Origin of the sequence: Lysinibacillus sp. FSL R5-0849 (assembly GCF_038595075.1) — a bacterium.
Lineage (GTDB): Bacteria > Bacillota > Bacilli > Bacillales_A > Planococcaceae > Lysinibacillus > Lysinibacillus fusiformis.
Window position 1 is genome coordinate 779144 of sequence record NZ_CP152004.1, and the last position, 16894, is coordinate 796037.

Consider the following 16894-nt stretch of genomic DNA (forward strand, 5'->3'; position numbering starts at 1 on the left):
GAAAAAGGAAGTCCGATATGACAAAAAGAATCGTCAGTTTTTTACTTGTAATTTTTCTATTACTTGTGACAGTTATTTATTCAGCCACAACAGGTAGCATTAAAATGGGCTTTTTTGAGTTTATAGGGGCATTATTTGATGAAGGAAATAGTCAAATGGAGGCGATCCGTGATTTACGCTTCCCACGTATCATCGTCGCATTATTTGCAGGTGCCGCACTTTCAGTTTCTGGGGTGCTTTTACAATCGGTGATGCGTAATCCATTGGCAGATGCAGGGATTATCGGAATATCTTCGGGTGCAGCATTTGTTCAATTATTTATTGTTGCCTTTTTCCCCACATTATTTTTTATGACACCCGTTTTAGCATTTATGGGCGGAGCCTTAGCCTGTATGCTTGTCTTTGCACTATCTTGGAAATCTGGCCTAAGCCCTCTCAAATTGATTTTAGTAGGGATAGCGATTAACGCTATGTTTACAGGCTTAACCGAGGCTATGATTAGCTTAGGTGGCTCCTTAAATATGTCCGCATCTAGTGTGATTGGTTCTAATCTAACAATGCGAACATGGAAAGATGTTTCCACAATTGTGACATATGGTTCAATCGGATTAATAGGGGCTTTTGCTTTATATAGTTGGTGTAATTTACTCGTATTACAAGACAAAACTGTTAAAAGTTTAGGATTTCAAGTTGCGCGAGCACGGTTATTAATTGCAGCCGTGGCTGTTTTATTAGCAGCCGTTTCAGTTGTTGTTGCAGGTGTTATTTCATTTGTGGGACTATTAGTACCTCACATTGCTCGCAGATTGGTTGGTCATGATCATGCTGTGCTTATTCCGTTTACAGCACTGGCAGGAGCTTTATTAATTTTAGTAGCAGATACAATTGGACGTACAATTGTTGCACCACTTGAAATTCCAGCGTCCACAATTATGGCAATTATCGGTGGACCCTTCCTCATATTCTTATTACGAAAAGAGTGACAAACATGGATATACAAGACATCATTGTATCGCATGATAATACACGTAACCATCTAAATGGCGTTTCAACATCCATTACAAAGGGCAAAATTACAACAATTATTGGCCCGAATGGCTGTGGGAAATCAACTTTATTAAGTGTTATCTCTCGTCTTCATTTACCTAAATCAGGGAATGTCCTGTTAGAAAATAAAGACTTACTAAACTATAAGCCTAAGGAATTCGCTAAAAAACTAGCGATAGTGTATCAGCAAAACGATATACCGAAAGATTTAACAATTGAAAAATTAGTCGGCTTTGGTCGTCTTCCCCATCAAACATTGCTGAAAAATGACAATGAAGGAGATGCAAAAGCCATTGAATGGGCATTGGCTTGTACAAATTTACAACAAAAGAGTACAACAAATTTAGAGGCGTTATCAGGTGGCGAGCGCCAACGTGTCTGGATTGCTATGGCTTTGGCACAACAATCTGAAATACTATGCTTGGACGAGCCGACAACGTATTTGGATATTTATTATCAATTAGAATTATTAGAGCTAGTCAAAACATTAAACGAGCAGCACGGCTTAACGATTATCATGGTGCTTCATGATATTAATCAAGCTATTCGCTATAGTGACCATATTATTTTAATGAAGGATGGTCAACTATTCGCAGAAGGTGCTCCACGTGATGTGATCACAAAAGATGTTATTAAAGAGGTTTATGGAGTTGACGCGGTATTTAATGAAGATAAACAACTTGGCTATTATATGATGCCAATAGGGATATGATTGGTGATAGGATGAAAAAGAAGGCGTCAAAGTTAGTCACATTTCTATATTTAGTGATATTTTTATTATCTGCATTTTCTCTGGCAAAGTATCTATATACGTACTATGAGACATCAAAATCACTGAAGGAAGTGCAGGATATATATCAAGCTACATTAAGCACTATTGAGGATCAGCCAGTAAGTCAAGAGGAAGAAACTCAAGCTCCTTCAACGATAAGACCTCAATTCCAAGATTTATTAGCAATGAACCGTCAAATTGTGGGATGGATTTCAGTGGATGGAACAAAGTTAAATAATCCAGTACTACAAGCTGACAATAATGAGTTTTATTTAAATCATAATTTTAAAGACGAGGAAAGTCGTGCAGGAAGTGTCTTTATGGATTATCGCAATAATATTCTTTCTATGAATCAAAATACAATTTTATATGGTCATGCTATGAAAAACAATACGATGTTTGGTAGTCTAAAAAATTATTTAAAGCAAGACTACGCGGATGACCATCCAATTATTTATTTAGATACCCTATATGAAGGGTATGATATCGAGGTATTTGCTGCATATGAGACAACTATTGATTTCTATTATATTGAAACGGACTTTACAAGTGACGGAGCTTATCAGCAATTTCTAGAGGACATTCAGAAGCGCTCATCCATACAAATGAATGTCGCTATAAGTGCCAGTGATAAAATCCTGACATTGTCTACTTGTAAGGATTCAGTGATGAGTGACGATCATCGCTTTGTTGTGCAGGGTAAATTAGTAAAACGTGGAGAATAAGAATAGTAGGGAAGTACGAAAAGTTCGACACCCTTTTATGGAGGAGAACCATTATTGTCAAGGTTCTCCATTTATTTTTTAAGCCATAATGACTACTCTCAATAAGCAGGTGTCTACGTTTCCATTATTTCAGTTTCTTTTTATTTGATTTTCTCTCCCAGCTCTAAAATAATTCCTTCAGGACCACGAACGTAACATAATTTATAACTATCTTCATATTGCTGTATCTCACTAAAAATTTCTGTACCCCTTTTTTTCAATTTAGCAATAATACCTTCAATATCTTCAACATTAAAGCAAATATGTCGGATTCCTAGCGTATTGGCAAGAGGTTGCTGAATATCTTTGTCATCTGATGGCGAATAAAATTTCACTAGCTCTATCCATGTCTGACCATCAGGCATCCCCAAACCTACACATGCCGTTTTAGCATGATTAAGCCCAACTATTCGGCTTAATTGTTCTCCTTCCAATTCCCATTCTGCTTTTACTTCAAGTCCTAACTCAAGAAAAAATGCTTTAGCCTTTGAAAGATCATTTACGTTTATACTCACATGATCCATTCGATTGATTTTCATATGTTATACCTCCTTGAAATCAAGTGTTCTTCGCAGAATTATACAACAACCTACTATTTTAAGTATCTGTAAAAGTTTCTTTACCGTCATGCTTTTTTTGCTACTTCGGCTATGGAAAAACGTATACATGTTCAGAGGAATAGGATATCTCAGTTTTCAACATGAACATTAAATAAAAAAACAATTTAATTACTTGACGTAATTAGATTATTAATATATAGTAGGTTACATAAAGTAATCAATTACTTTTTATAACTAAAGTAGTAAAAAAAGATAAGTAACTACAAATGTTTATCCTAAATAATGTTGGGTAACATAATTACTGTAGTTGCTTCATATTTTAAAATATATCTCGAAATCGAGATAAAATCAACTTATTGGAGGAATTTTAAAATGGCAAAATGGAATATTGATTTAGGGCACTCAGCAATTAACTTTCAAGTAAAACACATGATGGTATCAAAAGTGAAAGGTGTATTTGACAAATACACAGCGGACATTGAGGCGGCAGATCTTGCAGACTTAACTACTGCTAACATCAGCTTTACAATTGATCCAGCAAGCATTAATACACGTAGTGAAGATCGTGATAACCATTTAAAAGCAGAAGATTTCTTTGATGCTGAACAATATCCAACCATTACGTTTAAATCAACAAATATTACAAAAAAATCTAGCGATGAATATTCAGTAACAGGTGACTTAACAATTAAAGGTGTAACAAAATCAGTAACATTTGATACGGAGTTTAACGGCAAAGGCACAAATCCATGGGGGCAAGAAGTATATGGTTTTGAAGCTGAAACAACGATCAATCGTGAAGACTTTGGTTTAACTTGGAATGCTGCCTTAGAAACTGGTGGAGTTCTTGTAGGTAAAGATATTAAAGTATCAGTTGAGTTAGAAATTAACCCAGCGTAATAAAGAGATTTTTCCTTGCATGCTTGAAGTAATATTCGAGCATGCTTTTTATATGTCCCAAAATAGGCATGTGCTTATCATATATTCTAGTAATGATATTCTGCAAAAAAATCCCACCAAATAAGTTTCTTGCATATTTTTAGCAAATACTGCATATAAATCATCATATTGTTTTTGGGGGCGATAGGATGAATGTATTAGTGACAGGTGGCTATGGTTTTATTGGCAGTGCAGTAGGTAGGCGTTTTTTTGAAGAAGGAGCATCGGTTTATATTATTGATAATTTAAGTACGGGTCACTTACGAAATGTTGACTTTGAGCATAAATCTTATCTTTTAAATGTGGAAGATGAGGTTTGTGAGCACCTTTTTAAAGAAACACATTTCGATGTGGTGATTCACTGTGCAGCGCAAACAAGTGTTCAACAATCCTTACAGGAGCCAGTAAAGGATATTTTGACGAATATTGTTGGGCTAAGTCAAATGCTCTTTTTATCATCTAAATATAAGGTAAAGCATTTTGTTTTTGCCTCCTCAGCTGCTGTGTATGGAAATAGTCACTACCCGCCACTAGAAGAAACAGATGTCTGTGAACCGATATCTATGTATGGATTAAACAAGAGCATTGGAGAAACCTATTGTGAGAAATGGCAAAAGGATTATCGGTTACCTATTCTTATTTACAGATTCGCCAATGTTTTCGGTCCAAGACAACAAATGCAAGGTGAAGCTGCTGTCATCCCAAGCATGTTAAAAAGTAGTATGGAGGGAAAACCCTTTACGATTTATGGTGATGGTGAACAGACACGTGACTTTATTTACGTCGATGATATTGCAGACGCCATCTATGCCGGTGTCCATGCACGATTGCAGGGTATCTATAATGTGTCCACAAATGAAGCCTGGTCACTTCATCAAGTTATTTTGCTACTTCAGCATTTAAATCATCCACTTGAAATTCAATATGCCCCCGCGCGAGAAGGAGATATTGAACATTCATTTTTAAATAATGACAAATTAGCTAATGCAATTGGTTGGAGACCCAAAATTTCTTTTGCAGAGGGAATTGAACGTACGCTGAATGCTTTACAAGTTGATAAATTAGCGGAAATTTAACGATATAGAGGATTTGGCATATTACACTGTGTAATATGTCTTTTTCTATGTCTATAGTATAATAATTCATTAAAGAAATGGATGTGGACGGAGGCTTACATATGCTTGTAGATTTTAGAGTAAACAATTGTCTAAGCTATAAAGAGGATACATTATTTTCAATGGTAGCGGGAAGTCGTCTGCGAAAATGGAAGGATACCCATACCATGCAATTGGATGATTCACTGCGTGTAGTGAAAAGTGCATTTATTTTTGGGCCAAATGGAAGTGGTAAATCTAATCTATTTACCGCAATTAAGGTTTTGCGGTCCTTACTTTTTAACTTTGAAAATTTAAACAATATTAAACAATTACGTCTACCTTATCAACCATTTAAGCTAGGAAGTCAGCAGGGCAAACCAACAGAATTTATGATTTCCCTATTTTTGGACGGAGCTTTGTATGATTATGAAATTCAGTATAATGCTTCCTTAGTTTTATATGAGCGCCTTCACAAGACAACAAATAATTTGAAGGAAGAACTTTTTGTCCGACGTTGGGATGGTGTGGACTATTCGTATGACACAGCTCATTCGACGGCACAGGAATTAACAAAATATACACGTAATAATACAGCCTTTTTATCAGTGCTCCATGTTTTTAATGATTCAGATGCGTTAAAGGTATTCGATTGGTTTTTACATAAAATCCTGTTTCTCGATGAAGCGAATCGGTTATCAAGTCATCCCCTTATTCGTAAACTTGAAGAAGAGCCTTTTAAAAAAGAGGTCATCAAACTTCTTAAAATTGCCGATTTTTCGATTCAAGATGTCACAGCAAGACGTGTGGAACGCAGAGAAAAAAATACCATTGGCTACGAATTTGACACCCCTGAGATCATTCAAGAAGTTGATATCGATCTGCATTATTTATCATTCGATGAAGCAGGTGCCCCCATCGGGACAGAGACGATCAATTGGACGATGGATTCTAAAGGTACTGTGCGCATGTTGCATTTAGCTTGTGTGATGGTAGATGCTTATAATAAAGGAAAAACTATTTTTATTGATGAATTTGATACAGCTTTTCATGTGTCAATTTGTGAATTTCTAATGGCAATCATGAATAGTAAACGCAATACGAGTAATCAATTTGTCGTGACGAGTCATGAAATAGAATTATTGGATCAGCCATTGCGGTCCGATCAAATTTGGTTTGTTAATAAAACCTTTAAAAATGAATCTGAGCTTTATTCTTTATTTGATTTTGCAGACCTGCAAAAAAAGCGTGGCGACCTTTCATATGCAAAACGTTATTTAAAAGGAGAATTTGGCGCAACTCCCGTTATTAATGAATATTTATCTGAACAATATTTAGATGAAGCGGAGGTATCTGAGCAGTGAGAGTACGACAACAAGGAAACCGAACACTGCGGAAAACTATTTTAATTTATTGTGAAGGTGAAACGGAACGTATTTATTTTGAGCAGCTACGTATTTTGAAGCGCTCTAAAATGGTGAGTGTGAAAATAAAAAACGTTAAACGTTCTGCAATTAAGCTTGCTCAACATGCTTATCGGGATTCAAGTTATCAATATTTTGACGAGGTCTGGATTGTTTTTGATAAGGATGATTTAACTGAAAAGCAATTGGAGGAAGTAAATCAATTTTGTGAGGAAAAAGGGATTCATATTGCTTATTCAAATGAAGCTTTTGAATTGTGGTTACTTTTGCATTTTGAAGAAGTGGATAGCTCGGAAAAATATCCACGAGCTGTCTTAAATGACAAAATGGAACAACATCTTGGCGTGAGTCGATATTTCCGTCATAAGGCTGACGAGTCTCTTATTGCCCCTATTGCATTACGACATGAGGTAGCGATTAAAAATTGTACGGACATGATGGCTCCTCGTAGTACGGAGAGCCGTGACAACCCCTACTGTAACATACATGAAATGATACGATACATATTTTAAGATTGGTAGGTTCTTTATGTTATATAGGGAACCTACTTTTTACTTTAGCGGAGATAGATTGTCAAATAAATGCATGTTTATTCCAAACAAACATATAGTGTCTATTGAGCGAAATCAGTAATAGTATGAAAGGGGATTGCGTGGATAAGCCAAATTCGAATCAACGCAAAAATATAGAGGATAATGCCAAGGATCAGCAACTAGAGCCGTTTCGTGTTGAGAATGAAGGCACAAAAATGACTACGAATCAGGGTCTTAGAGTGTCTAACGATGAGGATTCCTTAAAAGCAGGAGTCCGCGGTCCGACAATTATGGAGGATTTTCACCTTCGAGAAAAAATTACACATTTTGACCACGAACGAATTCCAGAAAGAGTCGTACATGCTAGAGGTTTTGCAGCGCATGGTGAATTCGAATTATATGAGTCAATGAGAGAGTATACGAAAGCGAAATTTTTACAAGACCCGAAAAAGAAAACACCAGTGTTTGTTAGATTCTCGACAGTGGTAGGTAGTTTAGGCTCGATGGACACAGCTCGTGATGTACGGGGGTTTGCAACAAAATTTTACACGGATGAAGGAAATTATGATTTAGTAGGCAATAATATTCCAGTCTTTTTTATTCAGGATGCTATTAAGTTTCCAGATTTAATTCATGCTGTAAAGCCAGAGCCGCATAATGAGATGCCGCAAGCAGCCTCTGCCCATGATACGTTTTGGGATTTCGTTGCGAACAATCAGGAGATAGCACATATGATTATGTGGCATATGTCTGATCGAACAATACCTAGAAGCTTCCGTATGATGGAAGGTTTCGGGGTGCATACATTCCGTTTTGTTAATGACAGAGGACGATCGAGATTTGTGAAGTTTCATTGGAAGCCTGTACTAGGTGTGCATTCACTAGTTTGGGATGAAGCACAGATAATTGCAGGGAAAGACACAGATTTTCAGCGACGGGATTTGTGGGAGGCCATCGAAATTGGAGATTATCCAGAGTTTGAGTTAGGGGTGCAAATACTTGAACCGGAAGACGAATTTAAATTTGATTTTGATATTTTAGATGCCACTAAGCTTTGGCCAGAAGAACTAATACCCGTAAAGAAAATTGGAAAAATGACCTTAAATCGTAATGTGGATAATGTATTTGCTGAAACGGAGCAAGTTGCCTTCCACCCAGGGAATGTTGTACCAGGCATTGATTTTACTAACGATCCACTGTTACAAGGTCGACTCTTCTCCTATTTAGATACACAGTTAATTCGTCTCGGGGGACCAAACTTTGCGGAAATCCCTATTAATCGCCCTCTTTGTCCTGTGCATAATAATCAACGGAATGGTTTTAGTCGACAGGCAATTAATCTAGGTAGAGTGAGCTATCATAAAAATTCATTGGCCAATAATACGCCTGCAACATCTACTGCAAGGGAAGGGGGATACGTTCATTATGAAGAAAAGGTTGAAGGGCGAATCACAAGAGCACGTAGTAAATCCTTTGACGATCACTTTTCGCAAGCTAGGCTCTTTTGGAACAGTATGTCCCCACCTGAAAAACAGCATATTATAGACGCTTTTAGCTTTGAGGTTGGAAAAGTAAAAAGTAAATCGGTGCGACAACAAGTTGTGGATATGTTTGTTCGTGTGGATAAAGCAATGGCTACAACTGTGGCTGAAAATGTTGGTGTTAACCCTCCTAGTGGGGAACAGTCCAAGGTAACAGCTTCTTCACCTGCACTTAGTCAAGCCAATACCATTAAATTGCCTTATACGCTTAAGGTGGGTGTTTTAATTGGTGATGGATTCGATTCCAATGAGGTAGGCGAAGTATTGAAATATTTAACAAGGCAAGGTGTGCGCTACAGCATTATTTCTGATCGACTAGGTGTTGTAACAGGGAATAATGGTGTTCAATTAACGGCAACCGACACATTTATTACAACCGATGCCGTTTTATTTGACACGTTATATGTGGTGGGGGTAAAGGCAAGTAATCAAGCTAAATTTAATACACATATCGTGAATTATATTAATGAGGCATATCGCCATTATAAACCTATTGGGTTTGCTGTTACAGGTACAACGTTTTTCAATATGTCAAATGCGAATGTGGGACCAGGCATTGTTTTAGCAACTGGTAATAAGGATTTTGCTAAAAAATTTGTAGGCGCGATTGCACAACAAAGATTTTGGCAACGCAATATTTATTAAGCATAGGAAAATATAAACGTATAAGGCTTAGACTGTGGACAAAAGCTATCGAGAAGTTCTTTCTCTCGGTGGCTTTTGTTATTTTCATTTTTAAGCTTTTCGAATTGTTCTACTTGATGGGCATTTCTTTAAAAAACCCTCTCTAAGACATTCCTGATAATATTGCATTCAATTTTTCCAAATGATAAGGTGTTACATGAGGTGAGAAATATGGAAAATTTTGATATAGCGATTATTGGCGCAGGGCCAGGAGGTTATGTAGCGGCCATCCATGCGGCGAAAAATGGCAAAAGGGTTGCATTGATTGAACGAGATAAATTAGGAGGAGCCTGCTATAATGTCGGCTGCATTCCATCTAAAATTTTATTGGAGCATAGTAAACTAGTACAGGCAATCAATCAAGGAAATAATTGGGGAATAGAAACGGACAATGTGCGAATAAATTTCCCTCGATTGATGCAAAGAAAAGATACAATTATTCAAGAGCTTCTAACAAATATTGAGCACTATATCATCAACAACGATATAACTTTATATCGTGGTGAAGCCACATTAACTAAAGACTTGCTGATAACAGTTGGAAATGAAACTTTGACAGCCACGGATATTATATTGGCAACAGGCAGTCATCCATTTGTCCCACCATTTCAAGGTTTAGAGACTGCTACCTACTATACAACAGATACATTTTTCAATCTTAAAGAGCTACCAGCACAGTTAACGATTATTGGTGGTGGTGTCATTGCAGTAGAAATGGCCTTTAGTTTAGCACCTCTAGGAACGAAAGTTACAATGCTTAATCATAGTGAGGATATTTTACAAACGGAAGAACCAGAGTCGAGACCTCTTATTCGAGAAAAGATGAAGAAACTTGGTATTGAACTTGTAACAGATTTCGAATTCGAAAAATTTGAAGGCCATACTATTCATACAACTAAAGGTACATATACATATGAAAATCTTCTATTTGCCACAGGGCGTCGTCCTAATACAGAGATCGCTCAGCATTTAGGGCTAGCATTTGAAGGACTTTTAATTGCCGTCAATGACCATTTACAGACGAGTCAGCCCCATCTGTATGCAATTGGTGATTTGGTCGGTGGTTATCAGCTAGCACATTCAGCAAGTGCAGAAGGAATCTATGCTGTAGATTATATTGTGGGTAATCAACCAGCATCAATTGACCAAGCATCTATCCCACGTTGTGTCTATACACATCCTGAGATTGCCACATTTGGTTTACTAGAAGAACAGGTAAAAGTGCCTTACACGATGACAAAAATGCCTTTAAAGACAAATCCAAAAGGTTTAATGGAAGGCAATACAGAAGGCTTTGTGAAGCTAATTACAGAAGAGGGTAGCGGTCAAATTCTAGGTGCTTGTGTTGTAGGAGATGGTGCAACAGAAATGCTGAATGCGATATTGGCGGCAAAAAATGCAGGTGGTACAGCTCTTTCATTAGCACAAATGATTTTCCCACATCCGACTGTATGTGAGCATATTGGAGATGCAGCCAAAGCCGTTTTTGGAAAAGCTATTCACCAATAAAAAAGCTATTGACTTTAAAGGAATATATGTTAGATTAATTTTATAAGAATACTTGGTTTTGAAGTTGACTAGGCATCTAGAGGCTTCTATTTTACAAGGCGGTTTCCGTTTGATTGTAAAATAGAAGCTTTTTTAATGGCTTAAAAAAATAAAAGGAGTGGGGAAATGACAAAAGCAGTAATTATTAATGGAAGTAACTCGAAAAGCTCTAGAGTTACGGCAATTCATGAAAAGGTTGTAAATCATCTAATGGCACAAGGAGTAGAAGTCCATTCTAATTATGTTCATGAGCTACCAGCAAAAGATTTAATGACAGCCAATTTTGGGAGCGAAAGTATCCAGCTAGAGAATAAATGGGTCGAGGAAGCACAAATAGTGATCATTTTAACCCCAATATACAAAGCATCCTTTACAGGGATATTGAAGACTTATTTAGATGTACTACCCCAGAAAGCTCTGCATGAGAAGGTCGTACTACCTATTGCTGTCGGAGGTTCTATTGGTCATTTATTAGCATTAGAGTATGCTTTAAAGCCCGTTTTAGCTGTACTCGGGGCGACCACAATATCACATTCAGTTTATATTGTGGATAAACAAATTATTCGTCTGGATGAAGGAGGCTTTGCCATAGAAGAAGAAGCAATCAAAAGATTGGAAGCAGAGCTAAAGCAGTTGCAACGAGTATTAATTGCTAATTAAATATGATAAAAGCGCATTATAGGGGTATCCTATAATGCGCTTTCTTTTAATTTACTTCAAGATCTTCTTCTGTTTCTACTGGTGCTGTAGAAAGATATAAGAAAGCCTCATCTTGCAAAAGCATTAATTTTTCTTCACAAATCCCATGCGATAATGGTCCTGAAAAAATAGACTCCCACCATGTCGTTGTTGTTGTCATTCATCTACGCCCCCGTTTTAATTAATATGTAGTTGTATATTTCCCGAGATAAAAAAACTAAAACATTTTATATACTCAAATTTCATCCTCCCTGATGTAGAAAGAGGATTTTTCCCTCCTGATGTTGTATCGTATAGACAATGATAGTTTGTTTCGAAATGAAAAAACTATGTATGCCATTTTTGAAAAAGGGGTGTTTTATTGATGAATTTTACGTCTCAAGATGTGGAAAATATGATAACAGAGCAGCGTCAATTTTATTTTTCTCGTGCCACTAAAAGTGTCAAGTTTCGAAAAGAGCAATTAAAAAAACTAAAGAAATCCATTTTGAAATATGAAAAGGAAATTCTGAACGCTCTATACTTAGACCTTCGGAAAAGTGAGTTTGAAGCTTATGCTACTGAAATTGGCATTGTCTTAGATAGTATTTCTCATATGGTGAAGCATGTGGAAGAATGGATGGCGCCAGAAGCTGTCAAAACACCTATTCAATATCAGATGGGTAAGAGCTTTATTGTTCGTGAACCGTATGGTGTTACATTAATAATTGGACCTTTCAATTACCCATTTCAATTGGTCATGGAACCACTGGTAGGTGCTATTGTTGGCGGTAATACAGCTATTGTCAAACCGTCAGAAACATCTGTACACACTGCAGCCATCGTAAAAAAAGTAATTGAAGAAACATTCCACCCGTCCTATGTACGTATAGTGGAAGGGGAAAAAGATGAGGTTACTGCCTTAATCCATGCTTCCTTTGACTATATCTTTTTTACAGGAAGTGTTGCAGTCGGCAAAGTGGTAGCTAAGGCAGCAGCAGAACGACTAACTCCTATTGCTTTAGAACTTGGAGGGAAAAGTCCAGCTATTGTCGATCAAACAGCGAACCTAGAAGTAGCAGCGAAGCGGATTGTATGGGGTAAATTTACAAATACTGGGCAAACATGTGTGGCACCAGATTATTTACTTGTTCACAAAGATGTGTATGATCGCTTTATGAAAATTTTAAAAGAAACAATACGTTCTTTTTATGGGAAGAACCCATTAAAAAGCCCTGATTACGGACGCATCGTGAATCTTAGACAGTTTGATCGTTTACAGCAAATTATTAAGGAAGAGCGAGATGCTATAACATTTGGCGGGCGGATAGATCGAGATGATTTATATATTGAACCAACAATCATCGAATATGTAAAGTGGACAAGTCCATCGATGCAGGAAGAGCTTTTTGGTCCTATCCTACCTGTTATGATGTATAACGATTTACCACTAGCTATCCATCAAATTCGCCAATTGCCGAAACCACTAGCGGCATATTTCTTCTCAGAGCACGAAAAAGCGACTCAATACTTTTTAGAGGAATTGCCATTCGGTGGAGGATGTATTAATGATACTATTACACATGTTGGTAACTTACATTTACCATTTGGAGGTGTTGGTCCTTCAGGTGTGAAAGCCTATCATGGTAAAGCGAGCTTTGAAAACTTTACACATTCGAAATCCATTTTAAAGAAATCTTCTAAGCTTGAGACGAATGTACTTTTTCCACCCTATAATCAAAAGGTGAAAATTGTACGCTCTATTATGAAATAGTAAAATGGGGGGATCTTTTTTCAAATGAAGATACCCTCATTCTAAAAACTCCCTCCTTTGTATAGAAAAATGTTCCCAAAAATCCTATCCTAGACGTGTCGAAAAATGCCGATTTGTGATTATTTATGAAAATTTCGAAGAAAACGTGTTTTTTGTTCAAATGTAAGCGTTTTCGTTGAAAAAACAGCACAGAGACATTTTATTTATCACGAAATAAGTAGTAAAATAAATTCAATAGAACGTGGGGGGATTCATATTGTCGTTTTTTGTCGGATAATAAAAAATGATGACGTGAGTGTAGAGATTGATTGGAGGACTATGAAATGTATGCAGAGGAATTGTTAAGTGCATTACCTTTGAAAAAAATAATTGGCATGTTGCCAGACCAAGTAACTGATATCGTAGTGGATTCAAGAAGTGTACAGCCAAATAGTATGTTTGTTTGTATTAAAGGTTATACAGTGGATGGACATGATTATGCTCAAAAGGCTGTAGATGGCGGGGCTACGATTGTTGTAACGGAGCGAGAATTACCACTAGGTGAGACTATTGCTCAAGTAATTGTGAAAGACACGGACCGTGCAGTAGGCTTATTAGCCGCAAAGTTTTTTGATTATCCTTCAAAAGATATAACGATGATCGGGGTAACGGGAACGAATGGTAAAACATCTGTGACGGGTATTATTCAAAATATCATGCATGGTATGGGTGAAAAATCGGCCCTATCTGGCACAATTGGCTTTAATTTAAATGGAATTCTATATGAATCTGCCAATACAACGAGTGATGCGTTATCGACGCAACAAATGATTTTTAGAGCAAAAATGGAAGGCTGTCGTTTAATGACGATGGAGGTTTCATCCCATGGCTTAGCACTTGGACGTTTAGCAGGTGTTGACTATGATATTGCTATTTTTACAAATCTAACGCACGATCATCTTGATTTCCATGGTACGATGGAGGAATATGGCCATGCTAAAGGTTTATTATTCTCCCAGCTTGGACAAGATTTAGAAAAAAATAAATTTGTTGTGCTAAATGCCGATGATGCGTGGTCAGAGCGATACGCAGCTATGACACCATTTCCAGTGTGGACATATGGTTTAAAAAATGAAACAGCAGATTTCCGTGCCATTAACTGTAAATATCACGATTATATGACATCCTTTGATGTGGAGATGTCAGAAGGAATTTATCGTGTGAAAATGAATTTACTAGGTGAATTTAACATTTATAATGTGTTAGCAGCGATAGTGGCATTTTATGGTCGTGGCTATACTATGGAAGCCATTATTGAGCAAATCGAGCAACTCCCACCAGTTAAAGGTCGTATGGAAAAAGTATGCTCTGACCTACCTGTTCAAATGTTTGTTGATTATGCACATACACCTGATGCCATTGAAAAAGCGATTGAAGCAGCACAACCATATAAAAAGGGCAAACTTATTTTCTTAGTTGGGACAGGTGGTAACCGCGATAAATCAAAACGTCCTGCAATGGCTGAGAAGGCGTCGGCAGCAGAGTATGTCATTCTGACAACAGATGACCCACGCTATGAGGACTATAATAGTATTACAGGTGATTTAGCCAAAGGGATGTTACATGACAATTTTGCTTGCATCGGGGATCGTGCAGAGGCAGTCCGACATGCCATTGAGGTTGCTGAACCAGGCGATATGATAATTTTTGCTGGTAAAGGCCATGAGGATTATCAAATTATTGAAAATACAAAATTTCCACATAGTGATGCAGAAATAGCAATAGAAGCTGGCCGATTGAAATTTGTTTGATGGAATATAAGATCTTAGGAAACCCTTTTAGATAGTACTAAAGGGTTTTCTTTTTGGCGATTTCATGTAAAAAGGTTGTACGAAAGGCAAGTCTTCTTTTATTATTATTAAGTATGAAAAAAGGAGAATGACGAGATGAATTCAAATTTAGAAAAAGATATACAATCGCGTCGTACTTTTGCCATTATCAGTCACCCTGATGCTGGGAAAACGACGATTACAGAAAAGCTTTTACTTTTTGGTGGCGCCATTCGTGACGCAGGAACAGTAAAAGGGAAAAAAACAGGTAAGTTTGCAACATCTGACTGGATGGAAATCGAAAAGCAACGTGGTATCTCTGTAACTTCTTCCGTGATGCAGTTTGACTATAATGGCTCACGTGTAAACATCTTGGATACTCCTGGGCACCAAGACTTCTCAGAAGATACGTATCGTACACTAATGGCAGTAGATAGTGCTGTCATGGTAGTGGATGCTGCTAAAGGGATCGAGGCACAGACATTAAAGCTATTTAAGGTTTGTAAAATGCGCGGTATTCCAATTTTCACTTTTATTAATAAATTAGACCGACAAGGGAAAGAGCCGCTTGAGCTAATTGAAGAGCTTGAGGAAGTACTAGGGATTAATGCGTATCCAATGAACTGGCCGATTGGTATGGGGAAAGAGTTTCTTGGTATTTATGATCGTTACAATAAGCGTATTGAGCAGTTCCGTACGGATGAGACAGAGCGCTTTCTACCAATAGATGAAAATGGTGAACTTGCTGTAGAACATCCAATGAAAGTCACTTCTTATTATTCTCAAGCAATGGACGATATTTTACTATTAGACGAGGCTGGTAATGAATATTCGGAGGAAAAAATTCGTCGTGGCGAATTAACACCAGTGTTCTTTGGTTCAGCTTTAACAAACTTTGGTGTACAAACATTCCTAGAAACTTACTTACAATTTGCACCAATACCACAGCCTAGAATTACGGAAGATGAGCAGTTTATTGATCCGCTTGAACAAGAAGAATTTTCAGGATTCATATTCAAAATTCAAGCTAATATGAATCCTGCGCACCGTGACCGTATTGCCTTTGTACGTATTGTTTCTGGTAAATTTGAGCGTGGCATGAATATGACATTGTCTCGTACAGGCAAATCCTTTAAAGTTACGCAATCTACGCAATTCCTAGCTGATGATCGTGAGACTGTAGATGAAGCGGTTGCTGGAGATATTATCGGGTTATATGACACGGGGACTTATCAAATTGGAGACACAGTTGTGGGTGGTAAGAAAACATTCCAATTTGAAAAATTACCACAGTTTACACCAGAGTTATTTGTCCGTGTAACGGCTAAAAATGTAATGAAATCGAAGCAATTCCATAAAGGTATTTTACAATTAGTACAGGAAGGTGCTATTCAATATTATAAAACACTGCACACAGAGGAAGTTATTCTTGGAGCAGTGGGTCAACTGCAATTTGAAGTATTCGAACATCGTATGAAAAATGAATACAATGTGGAAGTAAGAATGGAGCCAATTGGTTCAAAAATTGCACGTTGGATTGAAAATGAAGAGGATGTTAAAGAGTCCATGTCCTCTGGTCGTTCAATGCTGGTGAAAGACCGCTTTGACAACCTTGTGTTCTTATTCGAAAATGAATTTGCCATGCGTTGGTTTAACGATAAAAACGAGAACATTAAACTTTATAGCCTTCTTTAATAGTCAAACACGAATCGACAATTTTGCGATTCG

At 37.2% G+C, this 16894-nt stretch carries 15 protein-coding genes; 13 read left to right on the plus strand and 2 right to left on the minus strand.

Going from position 1 to position 16894, the window contains the following annotated elements:
* Positions 1 to 17 precede the first annotated feature (17 nt).
* The 3 genes from MKY80_RS03615 to srtB are packed head-to-tail and all read left to right on the plus strand — an operon-like array spanning position 18 to position 2544.
* On the plus strand, positions 18 to 983 hold the full coding sequence (locus MKY80_RS03615; protein ID WP_089987217.1) for an iron ABC transporter permease: 966 nt from the start codon (positions 18 to 20) through the stop codon (positions 981 to 983).
* Positions 984 to 988: 5 nt separating this feature from the next.
* A complete protein-coding gene (locus MKY80_RS03620; RefSeq protein ID WP_342532056.1) occupies positions 989 to 1759 on the plus strand; it encodes an ABC transporter ATP-binding protein in 771 nt (256 codons plus the stop codon).
* An 11-nt stretch (positions 1760 to 1770) separates the two neighbouring features.
* Entirely contained in the window at positions 1771 to 2544 is a 774-nt protein-coding gene (srtB, locus tag MKY80_RS03625) for a class B sortase (protein WP_253734936.1), read from the plus strand.
* A 140-nt stretch (positions 2545 to 2684) separates the two neighbouring features.
* On the opposite strand, the gene MKY80_RS03630 is transcribed toward srtB, so the two are convergent.
* Positions 2685 to 3122, minus strand: a complete 438-nt coding sequence (locus tag MKY80_RS03630; RefSeq protein WP_089987214.1) for a VOC family protein — start codon at positions 3120 to 3122, stop codon at positions 2685 to 2687.
* Positions 3123 to 3515: 393 nt separating this feature from the next.
* Here MKY80_RS03630 and MKY80_RS03635 point away from each other — a divergent pair, with 393 nt between their 5' ends.
* The 7 genes from MKY80_RS03635 (at position 3516) to ssuE (ending at position 11566) form a co-directional block, all read left to right on the plus strand.
* Positions 3516 to 4043, plus strand: a complete 528-nt coding sequence (locus MKY80_RS03635) for a YceI family protein (protein ID WP_008174190.1) — start codon at positions 3516 to 3518, stop codon at positions 4041 to 4043.
* A 188-nt stretch (positions 4044 to 4231) separates the two neighbouring features.
* On the plus strand, positions 4232 to 5158 hold the full coding sequence (locus tag MKY80_RS03640) for an NAD-dependent epimerase/dehydratase family protein (protein ID WP_008174188.1): 927 nt from the start codon (positions 4232 to 4234) through the stop codon (positions 5156 to 5158).
* Between the two features lie 101 nt (positions 5159 to 5259).
* Complete coding sequence (locus tag MKY80_RS03645) at positions 5260 to 6540, plus strand: ATP-binding protein (RefSeq protein WP_043989705.1); 1281 nt, start codon at positions 5260 to 5262, stop codon at positions 6538 to 6540.
* The gene (locus MKY80_RS03650) at positions 6537 to 7112 is read left to right on the plus strand and encodes an RloB family protein (protein WP_342532063.1); all 576 of its coding nucleotides are present in this window, start codon (positions 6537 to 6539) and stop codon (positions 7110 to 7112) included. The genes MKY80_RS03645 and MKY80_RS03650 overlap by 4 nt, the downstream gene beginning before the upstream one ends.
* Before the next feature lie 125 nt (positions 7113 to 7237).
* Positions 7238 to 9319 carry a catalase gene (locus MKY80_RS03655; RefSeq protein WP_175445572.1) on the plus strand — a complete coding sequence of 694 codons (2082 nt, stop codon included), beginning with the start codon at positions 7238 to 7240 and terminating at the stop codon, positions 9317 to 9319.
* Positions 9320 to 9529: 210 nt separating this feature from the next.
* Entirely contained in the window at positions 9530 to 10867 is a 1338-nt protein-coding gene (gene lpdA, locus MKY80_RS03660; protein WP_090003287.1) for a dihydrolipoyl dehydrogenase, read from the plus strand.
* Positions 10868 to 11032: 165 nt separating this feature from the next.
* On the plus strand, positions 11033 to 11566 hold the full coding sequence (gene ssuE, locus MKY80_RS03665; RefSeq protein ID WP_090003286.1) for an NADPH-dependent FMN reductase: 534 nt from the start codon (positions 11033 to 11035) through the stop codon (positions 11564 to 11566).
* Between the two features lie 46 nt (positions 11567 to 11612).
* Here the strand turns inward: ssuE and MKY80_RS03670 are convergent, their stop codons facing one another.
* Positions 11613 to 11765 carry a hypothetical protein gene (locus MKY80_RS03670; protein ID WP_170844193.1) on the minus strand — a complete coding sequence of 51 codons (153 nt, stop codon included), beginning with the start codon at positions 11763 to 11765 and terminating at the stop codon, positions 11613 to 11615.
* A gap of 204 nt (positions 11766 to 11969) precedes the next feature.
* On the opposite strand from MKY80_RS03670, the gene MKY80_RS03675 reads away from it, so the two are divergent.
* The 3 genes from MKY80_RS03675 to MKY80_RS03685 all read left to right on the plus strand — a co-directional run bounded on the left by MKY80_RS03675 (position 11970) and on the right by MKY80_RS03685 (position 16861).
* The gene (locus MKY80_RS03675) at positions 11970 to 13358 is read left to right on the plus strand and encodes an aldehyde dehydrogenase (RefSeq protein WP_008174173.1); all 1389 of its coding nucleotides are present in this window, start codon (positions 11970 to 11972) and stop codon (positions 13356 to 13358) included.
* 323 nt (positions 13359 to 13681) lie between these two features.
* On the plus strand, positions 13682 to 15148 hold the full coding sequence (locus MKY80_RS03680; RefSeq protein ID WP_090003285.1) for a UDP-N-acetylmuramoyl-L-alanyl-D-glutamate--2,6-diaminopimelate ligase: 1467 nt from the start codon (positions 13682 to 13684) through the stop codon (positions 15146 to 15148).
* 135 nt (positions 15149 to 15283) lie between these two features.
* A complete protein-coding gene (locus MKY80_RS03685) occupies positions 15284 to 16861 on the plus strand; it encodes a peptide chain release factor 3 (RefSeq protein ID WP_008174169.1) in 1578 nt (525 codons plus the stop codon).
* The last annotated feature ends 33 nt before the right edge of the window (positions 16862 to 16894 follow it).

What these genes read in the sequence shown, in the direction of transcription:
- MKY80_RS03615 (WP_089987217.1), top strand. Translation starts at nt 18, where the DNA reads ATGACAAAAAGAATCGTCAGTTTTTTACTTGTAATTTTTCTATTACTT.
- MKY80_RS03620 (WP_342532056.1), top strand. Translation starts at nt 989, where the DNA reads ATGGATATACAAGACATCATTGTATCGCATGATAATACACGTAACCAT.
- srtB (WP_253734936.1), top strand. Translation starts at nt 1,771, where the DNA reads ATGAAAAAGAAGGCGTCAAAGTTAGTCACATTTCTATATTTAGTGATA.
- MKY80_RS03630 (WP_089987214.1), bottom strand. Translation starts at nt 3,122, where the DNA reads ATGAAAATCAATCGAATGGATCATGTGAGTATAAACGTAAATGATCTT.
- MKY80_RS03635 (WP_008174190.1), top strand. Translation starts at nt 3,516, where the DNA reads ATGGCAAAATGGAATATTGATTTAGGGCACTCAGCAATTAACTTTCAA.
- MKY80_RS03640 (WP_008174188.1), top strand. Translation starts at nt 4,232, where the DNA reads ATGAATGTATTAGTGACAGGTGGCTATGGTTTTATTGGCAGTGCAGTA.
- MKY80_RS03645 (WP_043989705.1), top strand. Translation starts at nt 5,260, where the DNA reads ATGCTTGTAGATTTTAGAGTAAACAATTGTCTAAGCTATAAAGAGGAT.
- MKY80_RS03655 (WP_175445572.1), top strand. Translation starts at nt 7,238, where the DNA reads ATGAAAGGGGATTGCGTGGATAAGCCAAATTCGAATCAACGCAAAAAT.
- lpdA (WP_090003287.1), top strand. Translation starts at nt 9,530, where the DNA reads ATGGAAAATTTTGATATAGCGATTATTGGCGCAGGGCCAGGAGGTTAT.
- ssuE (WP_090003286.1), top strand. Translation starts at nt 11,033, where the DNA reads ATGACAAAAGCAGTAATTATTAATGGAAGTAACTCGAAAAGCTCTAGA.
- MKY80_RS03670 (WP_170844193.1), bottom strand. Translation starts at nt 11,765, where the DNA reads ATGACAACAACAACGACATGGTGGGAGTCTATTTTTTCAGGACCATTA.
- MKY80_RS03675 (WP_008174173.1), top strand. Translation starts at nt 11,970, where the DNA reads ATGAATTTTACGTCTCAAGATGTGGAAAATATGATAACAGAGCAGCGT.
- MKY80_RS03680 (WP_090003285.1), top strand. Translation starts at nt 13,682, where the DNA reads ATGTATGCAGAGGAATTGTTAAGTGCATTACCTTTGAAAAAAATAATT.
- MKY80_RS03685 (WP_008174169.1), top strand. Translation starts at nt 15,284, where the DNA reads ATGAATTCAAATTTAGAAAAAGATATACAATCGCGTCGTACTTTTGCC.